Consider the following 21,946-nt stretch of genomic DNA (forward strand, 5'->3'; position numbering starts at 1 on the left):
AGAGTGGGTTCTCCCCACTCTTTGCATCAGTACGTATCCTTTATCATACCAACAAAAATATACCATACGAAGGCCATTTTAGCAAGTAATCCCTTGATTTTAGTGTAAACTACTCACCATTTTTCCCACCTTTGTAGCATCCAACAAAAACTTTTTGGATAGGAAACGTACCCAAATGGATCAAATGACCAATAACCTTTTATATTTAAAATAATGATAATTGATTTTGATCTGGCAATCCTTCTAAACAACCATGTTGATCCATGTATTCAAGAACCGTCTTAGAAATCCTACTTCGTTCACGTAAATCTTCTTTTGATAAGAACTCCCCATCTTCTCTAACTTTTACAATATTTAATGCAGCGTTCGTCCCAAGTCCATCAATAGAGTTAAACGGCGGAATAAGGGTGTCACCATCTACAAGAAAATCACTTGCAGACGAGCGATATAAATCAACGGGTTGAAAAGTAAAACCGCGCATCGTCATTTCCAGTGCTATTTCTAACACTGTGAGTAAATTTTTTTCTTTTGGTGATGCGTCTAAGCCTTTTTGGTTTATTTCTTCAATCCGTTTGCGAATCGCTTCTGGCCCTTTAACCATTGTATCAATATCAAAGTCACTTGCACGAACGGAAAAATATGCTGCATAAAAATAAATAGGATAATGCACTTTGAAGTAGGCAATTCGAACGGCCATTAAAACATAAGCAGCAGCATGCGCTTTAGGGAACATGTATTTAATCTTCTTACATGATTCAATATACCAATTCGGCACGTTATGACGCTTCATTTCTTCGACCCACTCATCCTTCAAGCCTTTCCCTTTACGAACAAATTCCATAATTGTAAATGCCATAGATGGTTCAAGACCTTGGTGCATTAAATACACCATAATATCGTCACGACAGCCAATTACTTCAGGAAGTGTACAAATGCCATCATTGATCAGTTGATCGGCATTGCCAAGCCACACATCTGTTCCATGAGAAAGTCCAGAAATGATAACTAATTCAGCAAATGTAGAGGGTTTCGTGTCTTCTAGCATTTGACGAACAAAACGAGTTCCGAATTCCGGTACTCCTAGTGTTCCTGTTTTACACATTATTTGTTCTTCTGTTACACCTAATACATCTGGACCACTGAAAATTTTCATCACTTCCGTGTCATCCGTAGGGATAGTTTTCGGATCAATACCACTTAAGTCTTGTAACATGCGAATAACAGTTGGGTCATCGTGCCCGAGAATATCGAGTTTTAATAAATTATCATGAATAGAATGGAAGTCAAAATGCGTCGTTTTCCACTCAGACGTTTTATCATCAGCAGGGAATTGAATCGGTGTAAAATCATAAATTTCTTTATCATCTGGTACGACGATTATTCCACCAGGGTGCTGTCCTGTTGTTCGTTTTACACCTGTACAACCTTGAACGAGACGATCGACTTCTGCATTCTTATAGGTTAACTCATGATCACTAGCGTATCCCTTCACATAACCGTATGCTGTTTTTTCTGCGACTGTACCAATCGTTCCTGCCCGAAATACTTTGTCTTCCCCAAATAATACTTTTGTATAGTTATGGGCTTCAGGTTGATACTCACCAGAGAAGTTCAAATCAATATCAGGTACTTTATCTCCTTTAAAACCAAGGAACGTTGCAAATGGTATGTCTTGTCCATCCTTAATATAAGGAATGTCACAGCTTGGACAGGTTTTATCCGGTAAATCAAACCCTGAGCCTACAGAACCGTCATTGAAGAATTCTGATTTCTTACACGTTGGGCATACGTAATGCGGTGGCAATGGATTCACTTCTGTAATTTCGGTCATTGTCGCTACAAAAGATGATCCAACAGAGCCACGAGAACCTACTAGGTAACCATCTTTCAATGATTTGGTTACCAGTTTCTGAGAAATTAGGTAAATGACAGCAAACCCATTGCCAATAATACTTTCTAATTCTTGTTCAATTCTATTTTCTACAAGCTCTGGTAACGGATCCCCATAAATACTTTTCGCTCTATTATACGTCATTTCACGCATTTCCTCATTAGCACCATCAATGTTTGGTGTATACAAATCATCTTTTACTGGCTTCACGTCTTCAATAAGATCTGCGATGTGATTCGTATTTGTAACGACTACTTCTTTCGCCTTTTCCTCTCCTAAAAAAGAAAAGTCGTTTAACATTTCGGTTGTCGTCTTAAAGTGAACATCAGGTTGCGTTTGACGGTTCAATGGATTTCCGCTTTGAGAGGCGATTAAAATACGACGATATTGCTTCTCATGTTTATCGATGTAATGAGTATTTCCAGTTGCCACAGCTGGTTTCCCAATGCGTTCGGCCATATGAACAAGATTCTTTAAAATATCGTATAAATGTGCTTCATTTCGCACTAACTCTTTCTCAATTAAATGATAGTAATTAGAAGGAGGTTGGATTTCTATATAATCATAAAATTGTGCTACTTTTTCTGCCTCTTCTTGCGATTTTTGCATCATGGTTTCGAAAACTTCCCCTTTATCGCACCCAGAACCAATTAAGATTCCACCTCGATATTTTTTCAGGACAGACCGAGGGATGCGAGGTACACGATAAAAATAATTCACGTGAGACATCGAAACTAATTTATATAAGTTTTTTAATCCTTCTTCTGTTTGAGCTAACAAAATAGCATGGAATGGACGAGAACGTTGATATGCGTTTCCTTCTCCCATATATTTATTTAAGTCCATGTGATTATAGATTTCTTTATTATGTGCTTCTTTCAAAAGCTTCCACAATAAATAACCAGTTGCTTCTGCATCATAAATGGCACGGTGATGTTGTGTTAGCTCGACCTCAAAATGTTTACACAACGTATTTAAACGATGATTCTTCAACTGTGGTACGACTAATCTTGCTAGTTCTAACGTGTCAATAACCGGATTCTTACTAGCTGCTATTCCAATCCTTTTCAGCCCAGCGTTAAAGAAGCCCATGTCAAAGCTAGCGTTATGAGCGACAAGTATACTATCTCCCATCCAGTCGTAGAAGTCTTTAATTACTTCCCCTGGATCTGGTGCATCTTTCACCATATCGTCTGTGATGCCTGTTAAGTCTGTCGTTGTTTGGGACAATGGTTCATGTGGATTAGCGAAGGATTCAAAGCGATCTACAATTTCCCCTTCTCTCATTTTGACAGCAGCGAGTTCGATTACGGTATCGTATATAGCGGATAAACCAGTAGTTTCCACATCAAACACAACATATTCCGCAGTAGCTAAATCACGGTCTTGTTCTTCATATGCAATAGGTACACCATCATCTACAATATTGGCTTCCACACCATATAGCATTTTAATTCCGTTTTTACTCGCTGCACCATAAGCTTCAGGATACGCTTGAACTACTGCATGATCTGTGACTGCAATGGCTTTATGTCCCCATTTAGCAGCTTGACCAATTAACCTTTTGGCAGAAACTAATCCATCCATTTGACTCATTGTCGTGTGTGCGTGTAGCTCTACTCTTTTCTCACCCTCTGGAGCTTCATCCTTCCGAACAATGGCTTTTACTTCATTAATATCGTTTGCCATCATAGTTAACTCATTAGAATAGTTATCCGTTTGAATACGGCCTCTTGCTTTTACCCACATGCCTTCCTTTAGACGCTGAAATTTACTCGCATCATCACCGTCTCCTTTTGAGAACATCTTTACGGATATAGAATCCGTATAGTCAGTAATTTTGGCAATGAGCAAATGACGACCTGATCGTAATTCTCGTACTTCAACAGCAAATACGTGACCTTGGATCGCCATACGCCCCTCTTCTTCTTGTATATTCTCAATCGGTTCAGGATCGTCTTTTATCGGGTACCCTAGTTGAATTGGACCTTCATGTAATGTTTCTTCCTCATTATTTTCTTTCGCTTTTTCTCGATCAATTACTGCTTTTTGCACGAGCGTTTTATCTTCTTGCGCTTTTTGTTCTTGAAACTTTACTAGATCATCTGTATTAAACTTCACTTCCACGTTCAGTACATACAAAGAAGCACCAATTCGACGGCAATAAGATTGAAAAGGCTCCTGCAATCGTTTCTTTAGAGCGTGCGCTTCCGCTTCATTCCGCGCATGTAAAATAATTTTGTTCCCATCCACTTGTGGACGTTGTGTGTGCAGCATATCTTTATAGGCGGGAGAAAGGTTTGGTAAAGAACGAACAAATTGCAGCCAATAATCACACACACTTTCAGCTTCTAACGACTTATCATCTGTTTCAATTGTCCATTGAACAGAAGCGATTTGCGAAAAACTTTCTTGCAGCTTCGTTGTAAATAACGCATACACTTCTGGTGGCAACACAACTGGAACATAAAAGTAAAAATGCCATTCTTTTTTTGTTTTGTGAACAGTTAACTTAGTTAACAAACTTTGTTGAAAATGGGCTTCCATTAAATCATCTGGCATTTGTATTTGTTTTAGCAGCAGTTGCATCTTTTCCATTTGTGATATATCCATCATGCATTTCCTCCTCTCATGCAGCAAAGGAAGGATACCGACTCACGCTTGTATTATCCTTAGAATGAAAAATCCTGCCACAACCTATATGTGTCAGGATTTCACCATTCATACTACTATCACTAAGTATCCTTTAATATCTAATTTTGATTTAACCATGATGTCACGTGTGCTACTACATCATCTTCATGAACATCCGTTTGTTCACCTGTTGCTCGTAGTTTGAATTCAACGTAACCTTCGCCAGCTTGCTTTCCAACCGTCACGCGCAGCGGAATACCAATTAAATCACTATCTGCAAATTTTACACCAGCACGCTCTTTACGGTCATCAAAAAGAACTTCAATACCAGCTTGCTTAAACTTATCGTATAAGCGTTCTGCTAACTCTTTCTGTTCTTCTTTCTTCATGTTCAATGCTAATAAATGAACGTGGAATGGTGCTACTTGTTTTGGCCATGTAATACCATTTTCATCATGATATTGCTCTACTATAGACGCTAAAGTTCTAGAAACCCCAATTCCGTAACAGCCCATAAGCATCGTTTTAGATTTGCCGTTTTCATCTAAATAAGAAGCGTTCATTTTATCCGCATAAAACTCACCGAGCTTAAATACGTGGCCTACTTCAATTCCTTTTGCAAATTGAATCGTACCTTTTCCATCCGGAGAAGGGTCGCCTTCTTGAATAAATCGTAGGTCAGCATACGTAGCGACTTCAAAATCTTTGCCAGGTGTTACATTTTTATAATGGTAACCATCTTCATTTGCACCACATGTTACATTGCTTAATGCTTGAACGGCATGATCAGCAACTATTTCAACCGAGGAAGGGACATTAATTGGTCCAAGTGATCCAAACCCTGCTCCCATTGCTTTACGTACTTCTTCTTCTCTTGCTAACTCTACCATTGCACCATCGTAAAGATTTTTCAATTTAATATCATTAATCTCGTGATCACCACGAGCAACAACCAACACAAGCTTTTCATCTACTTTAAACATAATAGATTTAATGCCTTGATCTAATTCATGGCCTAAAAACACCGACACGTCTTCCATTGTTTTACAATTAGGTGTCGCTACTTTTTCTTTATCTAACGGCGTTTCATTTGATCGTTCATACGTCGCCGTTACCGGTGCCATTTCAATATTCGCTGCATAGGAAGATGTATCTGAATAGGCTATCGTATCTTCACCAATGTCAGATAGCACCATAAATTCATGCGTATCTTTTCCTCCCATTGCCCCAGAATCGGCAATAACAGCACGGAAGTTCAATCCTAATCGAGTAAAGATATTGGAATACGCCGTATACATTTTTTCATAATGTTCATCTAAACTTTCATAAGAATCATGAAACGTATATGCATCTTTCATTAGAAACTCACGACCACGTAGCAAACCGAAACGAGGACGCTTTTCATCTCTAAATTTCGTTTGAATTTGATACAAGCTTAGCGGCAGTTGTTTATAACTTTTCACCTCATCACGAATAATACTCGTAATGACTTCTTCATGTGTAGCTCCTAAAGCAAATTCACGTTCATGACGATCATGAATACGCATTAATTCAGGTCCAAAAGTATACCAACGCCCTGTTTCTTTCCATAGCTCAGATGGTTGCAGTGCCGGCATGTTCATTTCCATTGCACCAGCATTCTCCATTTCTTCCCGAACAATAGCTTCTACTTTGCGAAGTACCTTATTACCGATTGGCAAAAATGAATATATCCCAGAAGCATTCTTTCTAATATAACCAGCACGCACAAGAAGTTGATGGCTTTTAATTTCTGCATCAGCTGGTGTTTCTCGTAAAGTTGGTAATAACATATCCCCTTGTCTCACTCTAACTCACCTCATCGTTATAAAAATAGTCGTTGTATATCATTCCATGTTACCACAATCATCAGAAGCATTAATAATGCAAATCCAATAAAGTGAACGAGTCCTTCTTTTTGCGGATCCATTGGTTTACCACGCACAGCCTCAATACCAATGAAAAGTAAACGTCCACCATCTAACGCCGGAATTGGAAGTAAGTTCAATATACCTAAATTGATACTTAACAACGCAATCCACGGCAAGTATGTTTGCCAACTCGTTTCTACTACCGTACTCGTCGCATTGTATATACCTACTGGACCTGAAAGTTCATTAATGGTAAATTCACCTGTTACAAGCTTTCCAACCGATATCAAAATGAGCTTTGAAAACTCATACGTCTGTTCCACACTGTATGTGAAAGGCTTTACGAGAGATTTTTCTTTCGGTGCAAATACACCAATTTGACCGTAATCTTCTCCTTGTTCTGGCTCTACTCTTCTCGTTTGCACATTGGTTGAAGCAGTTTGCCCATCACGTTTATACACAAGCTCTATCGATTCATCTGGATACTTTTGGATTTCTCCAACGAATTCCATCCAAGTATCTACCGGCTGTCCAGCTACACTGATAACCGTATCCCCTTCTAGTAGTCCCGCTTTGGCTGCCGGACCATTTTCCTCTAACATACCGAGCTGCGACTCTTCTACTGGTACACCTTGAATAAACCCTAGAATCAAGAACAATACCATTGCTAACACAAAATTCATCATGGGGCCGGCAAATAATTGCATCGCTCGCTGTGGAATCGTTTTAGACGCAAATTGACGATCATATGGAGCAATTTGCGTTTCCTTCTCATCCATTACAAATTTCGCTTTAGGATGTACATCAAACGTTAACTTGTCATCTTCATCAATCTCATATCCTTCTACTTTCAGAGCATGATCTAAATCGACATGTTCCACTTCAATAACTTTCGCATTCGGATGCTTTGACTTGTTATTAACAATTAAACGAATTACTTGACCCGCTTCATTAAATTCTAAACCGATATGGTGCCCAGGCTTAATGTCAATAATCTCTGGATCTTCTCCAGCTACCCTTACATAACCTCCAATCGGCAACAAACGAATCGTATACAATGTTTCGTTTCTCTCAAAAAAGTGTATTTTCGGTCCCATTCCAATTGCAAATTCCCGAACTAACATGCCAGCTCGCTTAGCAAAAATGAGATGCCCCCATTCGTGAACAAATACGAGCAGGCCAAACATAAATATAAACGCTAAAATCGTTGCCATTAATGCCAGCTCCTACCTTTTAGAATACGTACGACTTCACTAATTCCCTCGTTTCCTGATCGACACGCAGTATCGTTTCCAAATTAGGAAGCTCTAATACTTCGTGTGATTGAAGAGCTCTCTCAATTAACTCCTCAATAGATAAGAAGGATACTTTACCTTTCAAAAATAAATCGACAGCTTGTTCATTCGCTGCATTTAATACTGTTGGCATTGTTCCACCTATACGCCCTGCCTCGTATGCCAATTTCAAACATGGGAATCGATCCATGTCCATTTTTTGAAAATGTAACGCACCTATTTCTATTAAGTCTAACGTTTTTGTTTGATGAAGTTCAAGTCGATTTGGATAAGACAATGCATATTGTATTGGCACTCGCATATCAGGTGTACCTAGTTGAGCTATTACACTTTTGTCAACGAATTCGATCATCGAATGAATGACACTTTCCCGATGTTGAATGACTTCAATTTGATCATATGGTATGTTAAACAACCAATGTGCTTCAATGACTTCTAATCCTTTATTCATCATCGTAGCCGAATCAATCGTGATTTTTGCACCCATACTCCAATTTGGATGGTTAAGTGCATCTTTGACTGTTACACCTTGCAATTGTTCTCTTGTTTTGTCACGGAAACTACCACCTGATGCCGTCAAAATCATTTTGTTCACATCTTTCATAGATTCACCATTTAAGCATTGGAAGATAGCAGAGTGTTCACTATCAACTGGTAATATAGAAATGTTATGACGTTTGGCAGCATCCATTACAAGGTGACCTGCTGTGACTAACGTTTCTTTATTTGCTAATGCAATTTGTTTACCAGCTTCAATTGCTCCTAACGTAGAGGATAATCCTACACTCCCCATAACTGCATTGACGACAACATCTACTTTATCATGCGTAGCAACTTCGTACATACCGTCTAATCCAGTATATATTTGACCACGGTAACCTTGAACCTGTAGTTTACTTTTCACTACTTCGTCATGAACAACAACTATTTCAGGTTCAAATTCATGAATAAGTGGAAGTGCTTTTTCAACATTTTGACCAAATGCTAGAGCAAATAACGAGAACTGTTCTGGATGATTTCGAATGACATCTGCTGTCTGCAGCCCGATAGAACCCGTTGCGCCTAATAAGGTTATTTGCTTCATCATACACGCTCCTATACTTTATAATTACTATGAAATAAATTGAATAAAATGCAAAATAGGAATGACAAAAATTAAACTGTCAAACCTGTCTAACACGCCTCCATGTCCAGGAAGTAACCGGCCAGAGTCTTTAACAGAGTAATGCCTCTTGTATGCAGACTCAACTAAGTCGCCTATTTGGCCGAATACCGACACTATTATTGCTACAAGTAGAACAACCAAGATAGAAGCGTGTACGGGATAAATGAATTGAAAAATGATAGCTACTATTATCGCAAGTAGAATGCCCCCGATGGAGCCTTCAATCGTTTTATTCGGACTTATTTCTGGCCACAATTTACGTTTACCGAAAGCTTTCCCGAAGAAATAAGCTCCCATATCCGTCGCCCATATTAAAAATAAGGCAAAGAAAACATAATGAACGCCCACTTCTCTTGTAAGCATCAAGTAATAAAACCCCATACCTACATATACAGCAGATAAAATTAAAAAACCTGCATCATCAAAGGTAAATTTGTTTTTTAACAGCACCGTATACCCGAGTAGTACAAATGTCGCTAGCAACGTTGCTTCAGATTTGCCCATATCGATTAAATCAAACCAAACGATAGAAGGTAATGGAACCAACAATACCCAAAGGTGCACGATTGAGATGATTCCTGGAAAAGAAAAAGGGGATATCCTCCTCATTTTTAGCAATTCGACTAAACCAATCGTTGCAAATATATAGATTAGTACAAAAAAGGGCATCTCTCCAAAAAAGATAATCGGAATAAAGAAAAGACCGAATACAATTGCAGTGATTATACGTTGTTTCAAGACAATTTCAACACCTTATACGCCTCCATACCTTCTTTTTCTGCTTTGATAATCGCATATTGCTCGTTCATAAAGATTCTCATCAAAATCAGGCCATAACACATCCGTAAACCAGAACTCTGTATATGCTAATTGCCACAATAAATAGTTGCTTAAGCGCTGTTCCCCGCTCGTACGTATTAATAAGTCAGGATCTGGAAGCCCACATGTGTATAAGTACGATTCAAACACATCTTCATTTAACTCTTCCATCTTCCTCTCACCATTTTGAACATCTTGAACGATGGAAGTGACTGCATGCATAATCTCATCTCTACTTCCATAGTTTAGCGCAAAGTTCAAGATAAGCCCTGTATTATGCTTCGTTTTTTCTTTCGCACGCTGAACAGCTTTTTGTGTATGTGTTGGTAAATGCTCAACATCCCCAACGGTTTGAACTTGAACGTTTTTCTCTATCAATTCCGGTAAGTATGTAGTCAAAAATTCATTAGGTAATTTCATCAAAAATTCAACTTCTGCTTTTGGACGCTTCCAATTTTCCGTAGAAAAAGCGTACAATGTAATCGCTTCGATTCCTAAATCCGAAGACTTTCTTACAATTTTCTTTACGACGTTCATTCCTTCTTTATGACCTGCAACACGTGGAAGACCCCGTTTTTTCGCCCACCTCCCATTCCCATCCATAATGATTGCGATATGCTTTGGTAAGTTCGTATTGTCTAACTCGTGTTGTTCTATATGAGATGTACCTTTTTTAGTAAAAGGAAGTTTTAAAAACATAACAGATCCTCCAAAGTGCTCTTTTATAGATAGAAAAATGTGGCTTTCGCAAAAATAAGCGAAAGCCAATCTACAACGTTTCATGATTAGCTGAAAATGAAAAACCCCCTTCTAACTAAGAGGGCATCCATTTCCATTGTACTAGGAAAACCTTTATACTTCCATAATTTCTTGTTCTTTGTTTTTAGCAGTTTCATCAATTTTGGCAATGTGCTGATCTGTTTCTTTTTGAACTTCGTCTTGATAAAAGCGTAGATCATCTTCTGTAATATCTCCGCCTTTCTCAAGTTTCTTCAAGCTGTCGTTCGCATCACGGCGAATGTTACGAATTTGAACTTTCGCTTCTTCCGCATATTTCTTCACAACTTTAGTTAAGTCTTTACGACGTTGTTCGGTTAATGCAGGAATGTTAATACGAATTACGTTCCCATCACTAGATGGAGATAGACCAAGATCTGCCTTTTGAATCGCCTTCTCAATATCATTAATCGATGACTTATCAAACGGTGTAATGACAAGCAAACGTGCTTCAGGAGCAGAGATTGTTGCAAGCTGATTCAAAGGAACAACCGCACCATAATATTCAGCCTTCACTGGGTCTAGAATAGTTGGGTTCGCACGTCCTGCGCGCACAGTAGATAATTGCTTAGCAAATGCGCTTACCGCTTCTGTCATTTCTTCTCTCATTTGTTTCATTGTTGTTTCTGCCATTACTATTTCCCCCTTACAATCGTTCCAATAGTTTCACCTAGTACGGCGCGTTTAATATTTCCGTCCTCCATAATAGAGAATACTAAAAGAGGTATATCATTGTCCATACATAATGATGAAGCCGTTGAATCCATAACACCTAATCCTTCATTAAGTACGTCTAAATAGGATAGTTCATCATATTTCTTTGCGTTTTCATCTTGTTTAGGGTCTGCATTATAGACTCCATCTACATTATTTTTTGCCATTAGAATAACATCGGCTTCAATTTCTGCAGCACGCAATGCAGCGGTTGTATCTGTTGAGAAATATGGGTTACCTGTACCAGCCGCAAAAATAACAACACGTTTTTTCTCTAGATGTCTAATTGCTTTACGACGGATGTATGGTTCTGCTACTTGACGCATTTCAATTGACGTTTGCACTCGAGTTGGAATACCGATATTCTCTAAGCTATCTTGTAGAGCTAAAGAGTTCATTACTGTAGCAAGCATTCCCATGTAATCTGCCGTTGCACGGTCCATACCTACTTCACTACCCACTTTGCCACGCCAAATATTACCTCCGCCAACAACTACTGCTACTTCTACTCCAAGTTCTGCAACGTCACGTATTTGCTGGGCAATAGATTGAATAATCTTTGGTTCTAATCCATAACCTTGTGATCCACTTAAAGCTTCTCCACTTAATTTTAACACAATTCTTTGGTATTGAGCTGTTGTCATATATACCTCCACCACTTATTTATGTACACTTTTGAAAATAGGGAACACTATGTGTCCCCTATTTTCAAAAATCACTTTATTTATTCACTTGATTCATTACTTCTTCAGCAAAGTTCTCTTCACGTTTCTCCAAGCCTTCGCCTACTTCATAACGAACAAATGTTTTAACTGTCGCATTATGCTCTTGTACGAATTGTTTCACTTTCTTATCTGGGTCTTTAACGAAAGACTGCTCTAATAGTACAATGCCTTCGAAGAATTTACCAAGACGACCTTCTACCATCTTTTCAACGATATTTTCTGGTTTACCTTCGTTAAGCGCTTCTTTTTTAAGCACTTCACGCTCTTGGTTCACTTCTTCAGCTGAAACTTCCTCACGAGTTGCATAACGTGGGTTAACAGCCGCTACGTGCATGGCTACATCTTTAGCAACAGCTTCTTCAGTAGTACCTTCAAGCACAGAAAGTACAGCGATACGACCACCCATATGTAGGTAAGCACCAAACGCATCATTATCGCCTTTATCTACAATAGTGAAGCGACGTAACGTAATTTTTTCACCAATTTTCGCAATGTTAGTAGTGATAAAGTCGTTTACTGTTTCGCCTTCGCCATGAAGCTTTTGCTCAAGTGCTTCTTCAACAGTTGCTGGCTTTTGTTTCACTAAATGAGTTGCTAGCTCTTGAAGCAAGTTCTTGAACTGATCGTTTTTAGCAACGAAGTCCGTTTCAGCGTTCACTTCAAAAATAACTGCTGTATTACCATCTACTTCGATAAAAGTAGATCCTTCTGCAGCGATACGATCTTGTTTCTTCTGAGCTTTAGAAATACCTTTCTCACGAAGCCATTCAATTGCTTTTTCCATATCGCCATCTACTTCAGTAAGTGCTTTTTTACAATCCATCATTCCTGCACCAGTCTTTTCGCGCAGTTCTTTAACCATTTTAGCTGTTACTGCCATGGAAAAATCCTCCTTTATTATATCAAGTATACCTGTTTAAAAAAGGTGATAAAAGGTACTTCCCTTTATCACCCTTCAAACCATCCTTACTCTTGCGTTGCTTCTGCTTCTGCCACTTCTGCTTCTTCTGTTTGCTCTACTTCTGCAATCTCTTCGCCTTGTTTCGCTTCAAGAATCGCATCAGCCATTTTAGCAGTTAGAAGTTTAACAGCACGAATTGCATCATCGTTTGCTGGGATTACGTAGTCGATTTCATCTGGATCACAGTTCGTGTCAACAATACCAACAATTGGGATGTTCAATTTATGCGCTTCCGCAACCGCAATACGCTCTTTACGTGGGTCAATGATGAACATTGCATCAGGAAGAGTTTCCATTTCCTTAATACCACCAAGGAATTTAACTAAACGATCTTTTTCTTTAAGAAGATCGACTGTTTCTTTTTTCGGAAGTACTTCGAACGTTCCGTCTTCTTCCATACGCTCAATATCTTTAAGGCGATTGATACGTTTACGGATTGTTTCAAAGTTCGTAAGTGTACCACCTAACCAACGTTGGTTGATGTAATACATACCAGCACGAGTTGCTTCTTCTTTAACAGATTCTTGTGCTTGCTTTTTCGTACCTACAAAAAGAATAGTACCGCCGTTTTCAGCTACATCCTTAATGAAGTGGAATGCTTCATCTACCTTTTTAACTGTTTTTTGAAGGTCGATGATGTAAATGCCGTTACGCTCCGTGAAGATATATTTTTTCATTTTCGGGTTCCAACGACGTGTTTGGTGTCCAAAATGAACACCAGCTTCTAAAAGCTGTTTCATTGAAATTACAGACATGTTTGTTCCTCCTAATTGGTTTTATTTCTCCTCCGCTTGTCTCATCTTTATATTAGGACTCTACAAAAGAGCACCACCTATATAAATCGACAAACGTGTGTATTAACACCAAAAGTAACTATACCATATGAATAACATCCATTCAAGTGCATTTATACGTTTTTTCCATTAATTTTTAACGTCAATTCTACTTCCGTTTTCCCGCAATCTAATTGCTTGGCAATCTCTTCATTTGTAAGGCCTTGTAAATGCAATTGGTAAATAGACGATTGCAAGGAAGGGGTGTATATCTCTTCTTCCTTTGCTTGTGGAGGAGTATAGTGTTGTTGCTTTAGATGTGTCGAGCTGTCTTCTTTAGCTGAATTACTAGCATATTCGTTTTCAGGAACTGTTTGATGAACCCCATGCTCTTTAGGACCAGTGGAAGCGTTAACACGATAGTCATTGTATCCATTTTCCTCTATTCTATTCAATAGACGCTCATTTTCTTCCTTGATTTCTAATAAGTAAGCTGTGAATGTATCTTCTATTTCTTTCGCTACTTGTTGTTGTTGTAATTCTAATTCATTGGCCTTCGATACTCGTTTAGCCAACATCACAATAATAAATAATGTCACTCCATGTAACAAAAAGCTAACTGTTATTAAAAATAGTGTCATAGAAACCCTTCTTATCCGTTAAAATCAATATTTTTCCCTAAATAAGGGTGATCTAACCTCGGCAATGGCTCCTCCTCTTTCTCAGGTCCGTTTTTTTCGAAACAATATTCTGACTCATTTGATTCTTCTCGTAACTGAACATCTTCTGTTTGATCGCTTTCAATAACTTGCTTTCGTTTTCTTTGTTCTGCTGCTAGTTGATTGGCGACTATTTGTTGTTGCATCATCTGTCCTCTATGTTGCAACTGGTCTTGTAGTTTACCTGCGTCTTGCGTTCTTGGTAGAGCAACTTGCATTTCAATTGTTCGTAGCGTCATAACACCATTTCTTTCTTTAAAGTAATCGTTAAGTTAAAGGGTGAATAACAATTTCGCTTTGATCCAATTGTATATAGACACGGTGATGCTGTTTTTTTATATGGCGCTTATATTTACGAAACGCAATAGTCGTATTAGGATGCAAAATACCTTCTACCATCAACTTAGCGTCTTTATTATCCGTTAATTGTTCTTGTAGTTCTTCCAATTGATCTTGAATATCTTGATATGTTTCTTTGCATTTCGCTATGGAGTTTCTCTGCCTCAATAAAGTAACTCGCTCTTGCGCAGATAAAGCTCCTTCTTTTTCTTTTTTTCTATGCAATTTTTTACCGACGATGTCTAGTTTCTCAAGTGAATCTTCTGTTTCTTCTTTTTGTTGCAATAAGCTGTTTTCCTTTTCGACCAATTTCTTATTAGCACCGAAGAACATTTCTGTTTTTGTACTCATTTTATTCCCAATATCTTTGCACTGAATTAAGTGCCCTGCTGACAACGATCCACCTATGATATTTCCATTATGACAAGTAATCGAGTTGCGGGCAACACAATCACTATGCAAAATGGAATGCTCAATTTGAATATGTCTACCTGCTTCAATGTTTCCTTGATTTACATAGCCGGCATGAACATCAACGCCTGCTTGAATGCTCCCTTTAGATGTTGCAGCAATTCCTTCTGATATATAGATAGATCCATCCGCAATTAAGGTGGCTCCTTCTACAAATCCATATACTTTAATATCACCTTGCGCCTTTAACGTATAACCGCTCGGTACGTTACCCCGAACAATAATGGTACCGACAAAGTCCAGATTACCCGTTTTCATATCGATATCATGATTCACTTCAAAATAAGGGTGCACATGGACAACACGTTCAAAAAAGCTAACTTGTCCGTCTACCGTTGCGTACATAGCTTGTTTGCTTTCTCTCCATTTTACATTCTTCCCCGCTCTTGTTCGAACAGGTTTTCCTGGTTTAGCTGGAATTGGCTTGTCGAATACTGTCTTACCAGCTTCCCCTTTGGTAGGAGAAATAATAGTTAATAATTTATCTCCTTCCCTAACGGTAGGGATTTGCATAACATTTCTTAAGTCGACTGCATCTCGTTCATCCAATTCGGGGGCTGATTGACTATTTGCAGTAATTTCGTACTTAATCCGCCCGTTCTCTCCATGTTTTGCTGGTGTCCCTTCCGCAATTAATAACGGAAAATCTTCTTCTTTAAGTCCTTTACATAGCTGTTCAATATGCTCCTGGTGAATACCATATGTAATAGAACGTTTATGTAGCTCATCTAACCAATCTTGAGGTGTTAACGATAATTCTAAATGATATTCTTTCTTGAAATGCACATAACAGCTTAGCTGATCTTTAGAAATTTTAATGGAAAAAAAATCATCCAATTGTTCAATCCCCAAAATGTCATCCTCCTCAACCCATTATTCATGGACCAAATCCATTTGACTTAAAATATTTCTTAGCTTAAACAATGCTTTTGTATGAATTTGAGAGATTCTCGACGTCGTTAATTCTAATACCGTTCCTATTTCTGTTAGCGTTAACTCTTCATCGTAAAACAAACTAATTACCGTTTTCTCTTTATCATTTAATTGTTGAATCGCTGCTGCTAATTCTTCATAATTCTCTTCTTTAATGACATTTGTCATTGGCGTTATCATCGACGTGTCTGGGACTGAATGCCCAATCCCTTCATTATGATCCTGGTTATCTTTAGGTTTCTCTTCCATCGATAACACATTAGCAAGCAATGTGTCCTTGACAATCCCCTCTACTTCTTCTGGGGCTAAACCAAGTTGCTGCGCTATTTCTTTTGATGTTGGCGGTCGTTGCAATTGTTGTTCTAATTGTTCAGATACTTGTTCAATTTTCTTCGATTTATCGCGGACAGAACGGGGAAGCCAGTCTTCTTTACGGAGACCATCCATAATTGCCCCTCTTATTCTGAATGATGCATATGTGTCAAACTTCAAGTCTCGCTTCGTATCAAACTTTTCAATTGCATCATACAAGCCTACTAGCCCTAAGCTCTTTATATCCTCTTTACTAACGCTTTGGGGAAGGTGTGCAGAAATACGTTGTACATGATAGTTTACTAAGTACAAATAGGTACGCACTAACTCATTTGCAGCTTCGATGTCTTTTTCTTGCTCCCACATTACCCAAAGATTGTGTTCTTGGGAAGTTGCATGAATCATCATTATACCTTCCTCCTTACCCCATTCATTTAGTTCTTTTGATCTTCTGACAATAAATCTTGCACGTGCTCAGATACTTTTTCAATTGCTTCTTCACTATACTCGTTGGGACTGTCTTCTGCCGCTACATGATTATCTAGCGGCATAGAACCTGTTTGCTGAATGGTTTGCATCCCATAATGAATGGCAAACCGAAATAAAAACATGCAAATATAACAAAAGGAAAATATATAAAAACCACGAATCAAGGAAGTTTCCCACGTGTTACTAGTAATTGAAAGAAAAAAGGAAATTCCCGCTACACATAATGCAAAGTATAAATTCCACATAATTGATCCAACCATTTTAAATTTGTGACACACCCTTGTTTACCGTTCTAATTTCTAATAGTGCTGTTGTAGGGTCAAACTCAATAGTCCGCCCGCTATTTCCCCCACAATCTTCCGCTACAAGCGGTATACGATAACGTTGCAGTTGCTCCTTTACGGACTCTACATTTCTCGGCCCGATACGCATCATTTCATTCGCAGATGTAAATGCGAACATTTGTGCTCCTCCGGCGATTTTAGCTTTTATAGCATATTTACGTGCTCCTAAAGCTTGAACTTTCAATAATAGTTCTCCAATCCCAGTATCAGCATATTTAGCAGTATTCAATGTCTTTTCTCTAGCTAAACTCGAATTAGGAAGCATGACGTGGACCATTCCTGCTACATGTTTCGCTTCATCAAATAAAACAACACCTACACAAGAGCCTAATCCAGATGTACGTATTCTTTGGGGAGATTGAACAACATTTAAATCGGCAATTCCAACCTTCACAACCGTGGAGACATCAATCATCTTGAATGACCCCTAACGCTGTGAAAATCGTTTCAAATGAGTTAGGGTCTGGAAGTAAGAAAAAGTGTCCCTTCACTTCTTGCTCACTTTCTTCAACATCCATTAACGAAGTGTTGACAACAATTGCATAATCACTAACTTGGGAAAGTTCAATTAAACCGATACTCAATATTGCGCCAACCATATCAACCGCTACAGAAGGGACGGACGGTTGAATATTTAATCGAGTAAAATCAGATAACGATGTTAAGTAAGACCCGGATACAATATTCCCCAACTCTTGAAAAGCTGATATAGCTAATTCATTCTTTTGCGAAGTCGAAAAGGTGAAGGTTTCATCCCCCGTCATTCGATGGACGAAACGATCTGCTTCTTCTGGAGATAGAACAAAGAACATGCTCCCTGTAATATCCCCTTCTATTCTTAGAAAAACAGCTACTAATACCCGCTCTGGCCCACCAACAATATCCATCATTTCATCAAAGGAAACAATTTTTACTGCTGGCACTTTCATTTCGATTTTTCTATTTAGAATTTGTGATAAAGATGTTGCAGCATTTCCTGCGCCTATATTTCCTATTTCTTTTAATACATCCATGTGAAGAGAGGTAAAACGATCCATATACATCTTCGTTTCACCCTTCTACTGCTTTTAAGTTGTTTAATTCTTTAACGGTTAATACTTTAGATAAATTCAACAATACGAGTAAACGATTGCCTTGCTTCGCTACACCTCTTATATATTCCACATCAACCGTACCGACGACTTCTGGTGCTGGTTCAATCATGTCTTCAGAAATGTCAATTACATCATTCGCTGCATCGACAATAATACCTATTTCTATATCTTCAATACGGACTATAATCATACGAGTACTATCTGTATACGGCAGTTCTTCCAAACCAAAGCGAGTTCTTAAATCAATAATAGGTGTCACAACTCCCCGTAAATTGATTACCCCTTTCATAAAGTTATAGGTCCGAGGAACTCTTGTTATATGCTGCATTCTTTCAATAGAACCTACTTGTTGTACAGGTATCCCATATTCTTCATGATTAAGCTGGAAAACGATAAATTTGTCGTCTTGAAGGTTCTCCGGCATAATACCCCTCCTATCATTTTATAAGTGCATTCGTATCTAAAATTAATGCTACTTGACCATCACCTAAAATCGTTGCACCTGATATGGCAAACACGTTGGTTAAATAATTTCCAAGTGATTTTAATACTACCTCTTGTTGACCAATGAATGAATTAACAACAAGGCCAGCCATCTTTTCGCCTCGACGGACAATGACAACGGAATAATGCTCTTCTTCCTCCAACGTCTCTGGAACTTCTAGAATACTTTTTAAATCCACTAACGGGATAACGCTACCTCGAAAGTCCATGACTAGTTTGTTGTGGGCATGCATAATGTCTTTCTTGCTCACGATAGCTGTTTCGATAATAGAAGATAGAGGAACAGCATATTTTTCATTTTGCACTTCGACGAGCATGACGGAAATGATCGATAATGTTAATGGTAATTGGATAGAGAATTTCGTACCTTCATTTTGCTTAGAATCTATGGAAATGGAGCCTCCTAAAGATTCAATTGTGTTCTTCACTACATCAAGGCCGACACCACGGCCAGATACATCGGAAATTTTATCAGCAGTAGAAAATCCACTTGCCATAATTAACTCCGCCACTTGATAATCTTCCATCGTCTCAGATTGCTCTTGTGTTACAACTCCGTTTTCAATTGCCTTCTTCAACACTTTCTTTCGATTAATTCCACCGCCATCATCGGTTACCTCAATAAATACGTGATTACCGCTATGGTAAGCTTTTAATTGTAGTGTACCTTCTTCTGGCTTCCCTTTTTCTACTCGTTCTTCTGGCATCTCGATACCGTGGTCAAGGGAGTTTCGAATTAAATGTACGAGTGGATCACCGATTTCATCAATCACTGTTCTGTCTAACTCTGTTTCCGCACCGATAATTTGAAGGTTGACTTTTTTCTGCAAATCTCTTGTTAATTGACGTACCATTCGAGGGAATCTATTAAATACTTGTTCAACTGGAACCATGCGCATATTTAATATAATAGTTTGTAAGTCCCCTGAAATTCGTGACATCCTTTCAACGGTTTCTTGTAATTCACTATGCTCAAGGTCGTTGGATATTTGCTCCAATCTACCTCGATCAATGACAAGTTCTTCAAATAAATTCATTAATACATCTAATCGCTCGATGTTAACTCGTATCGTTTTACTTTGCGTGGCTGCTTTTTGTGTTTGCGTGTTTGATTCATTTTTTTCCGATTTAGATGCTACTTCAGGTGCTTTTGATTCTTTCTTATCGAGTTCTTGTTCAGATAAAGGTGAAGCTTCTGAATGTGGCTTTTGATTTGTATCATTGGTAACTAGTGAAACGTGCGCGCTTTCAACTTCTGATACGTTCATAATGCGTCTTTCTATTTCCTCTATATCCATCTTTGAAATAACCACGACGGAAAAGCTTGTGTCAAAGTTCTCTTCTTCAAGTTGCTCAACTGGTGGAATAGATTTAATCACTTCACCTATGTCTTCAATTACTTCAAACACCATGAATACTCGAGCGCCTTTTAATAGGCAATTATTATCTAATTTCACATCAATTTGATAGTTCATAAATCCTTGTTCAGTAGATTCTTGTAATACGGTTTGCTCAAATTCATTTAATGTTAATTCCATATTTTCTGCCGAAACAGTTTGATTCTTCACTTGATCTTGTTTTTTGATTGCTGTTCCTGATTGTTGCACTTCAGCCGGTTTTTCACCATTTTCAATCCGCTTTAACTTCTCTACAATAACTTCAACATTTCGTTCGCCACTTCCACCGGCTGCAATATCTGTAACCATTGCTTCCAAATCGTCAACAGATTCAAATACGATATCTAACATATCCGAATCCACTACCACTTTATTATTACGAACTGCATCAAGGACATTTTCCATTTTATGTGTCAAATTTGCTAAATCTTGATAGCCCATCGTTGCTGCCATCCCTTTAAGGGTGTGTGCAGATCGAAATATTTCACCAACAATCGTCATATCTTCTGGACTGTTTTCCAATTCTAGTAAGGAATCGTTAACGGTTTGCAAATGTTCCTTACTTTCTTCGATAAACACTTCTAAATATTGATTCAATTCCATCATTGTCACCTCATTTATTTCCCAATAGCCTTCATTAATGTTCGACTAATATCCTTTAGATGAACTACCTCATTTACTTGTTTCGTTAATACAGCTGCTTTCGGCATACCGTATACAATGGATGATTGTGCTGATTCTGCTATGGCAATTGTATTTGGCGCTTTTGCTTTTAACTGCTCTAAGCCAAGCGCACCGTCTGCGCCCATTCCTGTCATAATGACGGTATATAATTGAACACCCTCTAGGTTTATTAGTGACTGCAACATACTATCAACCGATGGACGATGCCCTTTTATTGGAGGTTGTTGATGCAAACGAATAGATAAAGTTCCATCCGATTGTTGTAAAATATTCATATGATAATCACCAGGGGCAATATAGGCCACACCATTTGTTAACGTTTCTTCATTTTCAGCTTCTTTTACTTTTATTTTGGATAATGTGTTCAACCTATTTGCTAATGACTTCGTAAAACCTGGTGGCATATGTTGGACAATTACAATAGGTGCTGGAAAATCGACTGGGAAATCTGTTAATACTTGCTGCAACGCTCTAGGTCCACCCGTAGACGTACCAATAGCTACCAATTTATTTCTTTTATCCAAAGACGGCTTCTTCCTTATTTGGATCTCATTTTCTGTAGTAGACTGAGTCTCTATGGATGGGGCACTTTTTGGTTGCATATTGCCTACATTTGCATGGGATGCGCCATACACCTTATGTACAATTTTATGTTTAATGGTTTCAATATCTAATGAAATAGAACCAGATGGCTTACGAATAAAATCTACGGCACCAATTTCCATTGCCCTTAGCGTACTTTCTGCACCTTGTGTTGTGACACTTGATAGCATCACGACAGGAATCGGGTGGTCCTTCATGATATGTTCTAAACAAGTTAGACCATCCATTACCGGCATTTCAACATCTAGTGTAACTACATCTGGTTGCAACTCGTTTACCTTATTTAAACCGTCTTGCCCATTTCTTGCGACTCCTACTACAGTCATTCTTGGGTCTTCTTCAATAATGTCACGTATCATTTTTCTCATAAAAGCAGAATCATCTATTACTAAAACATGTATTTGTTTCATAGCA

General features: G+C 38.3%; 20 protein-coding genes. All 20 read right to left on the reverse strand.

The genetic code is table 11. The features are described 5' to 3' along the window. Window positions 1-205: 205 nt before the first annotated feature. Window positions 206-4,504 carry a PolC-type DNA polymerase III gene (locus N784_RS02580; RefSeq protein WP_036832283.1) on the reverse strand — a complete coding sequence of 1,433 codons (4,299 nt, stop codon included), beginning with the start codon at window positions 4,502-4,504 and terminating at the stop codon, window positions 206-208. 140 nt (window positions 4,505-4,644) lie between these two features. Next, entirely contained in the window at window positions 4,645-6,351 is a 1,707-nt protein-coding gene (locus N784_RS02585; protein WP_036831907.1) for a proline--tRNA ligase, read from the reverse strand. 17 nt (window positions 6,352-6,368) lie between these two features. Next, window positions 6,369-7,628 carry an RIP metalloprotease RseP gene (gene rseP / locus N784_RS02590; protein WP_036831910.1) on the reverse strand — a complete coding sequence of 420 codons (1,260 nt, stop codon included), beginning with the start codon at window positions 7,626-7,628 and terminating at the stop codon, window positions 6,369-6,371. Window positions 7,629-7,647: 19 nt separating this feature from the next. Then, window positions 7,648-8,793: a 1-deoxy-D-xylulose-5-phosphate reductoisomerase gene (dxr, locus tag N784_RS02595; protein WP_036831912.1), complete on the reverse strand. Its 1,146-nt coding sequence runs from the start codon at window positions 8,791-8,793 to the stop codon at window positions 7,648-7,650. Window positions 8,794-8,820: 27 nt separating this feature from the next. Then, a complete protein-coding gene (locus N784_RS02600; RefSeq protein ID WP_036831914.1) occupies window positions 8,821-9,612 on the reverse strand; it encodes a phosphatidate cytidylyltransferase in 792 nt (263 codons plus the stop codon). Window positions 9,613-9,627: 15 nt separating this feature from the next. Beyond that, window positions 9,628-10,392 (reverse strand): isoprenyl transferase, encoded by a 765-nt coding sequence (locus N784_RS02605; RefSeq protein WP_036831916.1) that lies wholly within the window; start codon window positions 10,390-10,392, stop codon window positions 9,628-9,630. Window positions 10,393-10,545: 153 nt separating this feature from the next. Further along, window positions 10,546-11,103 (reverse strand): ribosome recycling factor, encoded by a 558-nt coding sequence (gene frr, locus N784_RS02610; protein WP_036831918.1) that lies wholly within the window; start codon window positions 11,101-11,103, stop codon window positions 10,546-10,548. Between the two features lie 2 nt (window positions 11,104-11,105). Beyond that, window positions 11,106-11,828, reverse strand: a complete 723-nt coding sequence (pyrH, locus tag N784_RS02615) for a UMP kinase (protein ID WP_036831919.1) — start codon at window positions 11,826-11,828, stop codon at window positions 11,106-11,108. Window positions 11,829-11,904: 76 nt separating this feature from the next. After that, a complete protein-coding gene (gene tsf, locus N784_RS02620) occupies window positions 11,905-12,789 on the reverse strand; it encodes a translation elongation factor Ts (protein WP_036831920.1) in 885 nt (294 codons plus the stop codon). Window positions 12,790-12,875: 86 nt separating this feature from the next. Continuing rightward, window positions 12,876-13,625 carry a 30S ribosomal protein S2 gene (gene rpsB, locus N784_RS02625; RefSeq protein ID WP_036831922.1) on the reverse strand — a complete coding sequence of 250 codons (750 nt, stop codon included), beginning with the start codon at window positions 13,623-13,625 and terminating at the stop codon, window positions 12,876-12,878. A 152-nt stretch (window positions 13,626-13,777) separates the two neighbouring features. After that, window positions 13,778-14,284: a hypothetical protein gene (locus N784_RS02630; protein WP_036831925.1), complete on the reverse strand. Its 507-nt coding sequence runs from the start codon at window positions 14,282-14,284 to the stop codon at window positions 13,778-13,780. Between the two features lie 11 nt (window positions 14,285-14,295). Continuing rightward, complete coding sequence (locus N784_RS02635) at window positions 14,296-14,601, reverse strand: hypothetical protein (protein WP_036831927.1); 306 nt, start codon at window positions 14,599-14,601, stop codon at window positions 14,296-14,298. Window positions 14,602-14,629: 28 nt separating this feature from the next. Continuing rightward, window positions 14,630-16,024: a DUF342 domain-containing protein gene (locus N784_RS02640; protein WP_052127096.1), complete on the reverse strand. Its 1,395-nt coding sequence runs from the start codon at window positions 16,022-16,024 to the stop codon at window positions 14,630-14,632. A gap of 21 nt (window positions 16,025-16,045) precedes the next feature. Continuing rightward, the gene (locus N784_RS02645; RefSeq protein WP_156965158.1) at window positions 16,046-16,822 is read right to left on the reverse strand and encodes a FliA/WhiG family RNA polymerase sigma factor; all 777 of its coding nucleotides are present in this window, start codon (window positions 16,820-16,822) and stop codon (window positions 16,046-16,048) included. Between the two features lie 29 nt (window positions 16,823-16,851). Then, window positions 16,852-17,070, reverse strand: a complete 219-nt coding sequence (locus tag N784_RS16520) for a hypothetical protein (RefSeq protein WP_198134385.1) — start codon at window positions 17,068-17,070, stop codon at window positions 16,852-16,854. Window positions 17,071-17,167: 97 nt separating this feature from the next. Beyond that, window positions 17,168-17,665 carry a chemotaxis protein CheD gene (locus N784_RS02655; RefSeq protein ID WP_036831935.1) on the reverse strand — a complete coding sequence of 166 codons (498 nt, stop codon included), beginning with the start codon at window positions 17,663-17,665 and terminating at the stop codon, window positions 17,168-17,170. After that, window positions 17,658-18,293 carry a chemotaxis protein CheC gene (locus N784_RS02660; protein ID WP_156965153.1) on the reverse strand — a complete coding sequence of 212 codons (636 nt, stop codon included), beginning with the start codon at window positions 18,291-18,293 and terminating at the stop codon, window positions 17,658-17,660. Before N784_RS02660 ends, N784_RS02655 begins: the two co-directional genes overlap by 8 nt. 7 nt (window positions 18,294-18,300) lie before the next feature. After that, window positions 18,301-18,768, reverse strand: coding sequence for a chemotaxis protein CheW (locus N784_RS02665; RefSeq protein WP_036831937.1), 468 nt, complete (start codon window positions 18,766-18,768; stop codon window positions 18,301-18,303). Window positions 18,769-18,781: 13 nt separating this feature from the next. Further along, window positions 18,782-20,848: a chemotaxis protein CheA gene (locus tag N784_RS02670; RefSeq protein WP_036831939.1), complete on the reverse strand. Its 2,067-nt coding sequence runs from the start codon at window positions 20,846-20,848 to the stop codon at window positions 18,782-18,784. 14 nt (window positions 20,849-20,862) lie between these two features. Beyond that, complete coding sequence (locus N784_RS02675) at window positions 20,863-21,942, reverse strand: protein-glutamate methylesterase/protein-glutamine glutaminase (RefSeq protein ID WP_036831941.1); 1,080 nt, start codon at window positions 21,940-21,942, stop codon at window positions 20,863-20,865. Window positions 21,943-21,946 lie beyond the last annotated feature (4 nt).

This window comes from Pontibacillus litoralis JSM 072002 (assembly GCF_000775615.1).
Taxonomy (GTDB): domain Bacteria; phylum Bacillota; class Bacilli; order Bacillales; family BH030062; genus Pontibacillus; species Pontibacillus litoralis.

Bases quoted from the DNA above. Each gene is read 5' to 3' on its own strand.
- tsf (WP_036831920.1), bottom strand. From the start codon at position 12,789: ATGGCAGTAACAGCTAAAATGGTTAAAGAACTGCGCGAAAAGACTGGT.
- N784_RS02630 (WP_036831925.1), bottom strand. From the start codon at position 14,284: ATGACACTATTTTTAATAACAGTTAGCTTTTTGTTACATGGAGTGACA.
- N784_RS02670 (WP_036831939.1), bottom strand. From the start codon at position 20,848: ATGGAATTGAATCAATATTTAGAAGTGTTTATCGAAGAAAGTAAGGAA.
- N784_RS02580 (WP_036832283.1), bottom strand. From the start codon at position 4,504: ATGGATATATCACAAATGGAAAAGATGCAACTGCTGCTAAAACAAATA.
- frr (WP_036831918.1), bottom strand. From the start codon at position 11,103: ATGGCAGAAACAACAATGAAACAAATGAGAGAAGAAATGACAGAAGCG.
- N784_RS02660 (WP_156965153.1), bottom strand. From the start codon at position 18,293: ATGTATATGGATCGTTTTACCTCTCTTCACATGGATGTATTAAAAGAA.
- pyrH (WP_036831919.1), bottom strand. From the start codon at position 11,828: ATGACAACAGCTCAATACCAAAGAATTGTGTTAAAATTAAGTGGAGAA.
- N784_RS02635 (WP_036831927.1), bottom strand. From the start codon at position 14,601: ATGACGCTACGAACAATTGAAATGCAAGTTGCTCTACCAAGAACGCAA.
- dxr (WP_036831912.1), bottom strand. From the start codon at position 8,793: ATGAAGCAAATAACCTTATTAGGCGCAACGGGTTCTATCGGGCTGCAG.
- N784_RS02655 (WP_036831935.1), bottom strand. From the start codon at position 17,665: ATGATTGATGTCTCCACGGTTGTGAAGGTTGGAATTGCCGATTTAAAT.
- N784_RS02665 (WP_036831937.1), bottom strand. From the start codon at position 18,768: ATGCCGGAGAACCTTCAAGACGACAAATTTATCGTTTTCCAGCTTAAT.
- rpsB (WP_036831922.1), bottom strand. From the start codon at position 13,625: ATGTCTGTAATTTCAATGAAACAGCTTTTAGAAGCTGGTGTTCATTTT.
- rseP (WP_036831910.1), bottom strand. From the start codon at position 7,628: ATGGCAACGATTTTAGCGTTTATATTTATGTTTGGCCTGCTCGTATTT.
- N784_RS02645 (WP_156965158.1), bottom strand. From the start codon at position 16,822: ATGATTCATGCAACTTCCCAAGAACACAATCTTTGGGTAATGTGGGAG.
- N784_RS02605 (WP_036831916.1), bottom strand. From the start codon at position 10,392: ATGTTTTTAAAACTTCCTTTTACTAAAAAAGGTACATCTCATATAGAA.
- N784_RS02675 (WP_036831941.1), bottom strand. From the start codon at position 21,942: ATGAAACAAATACATGTTTTAGTAATAGATGATTCTGCTTTTATGAGA.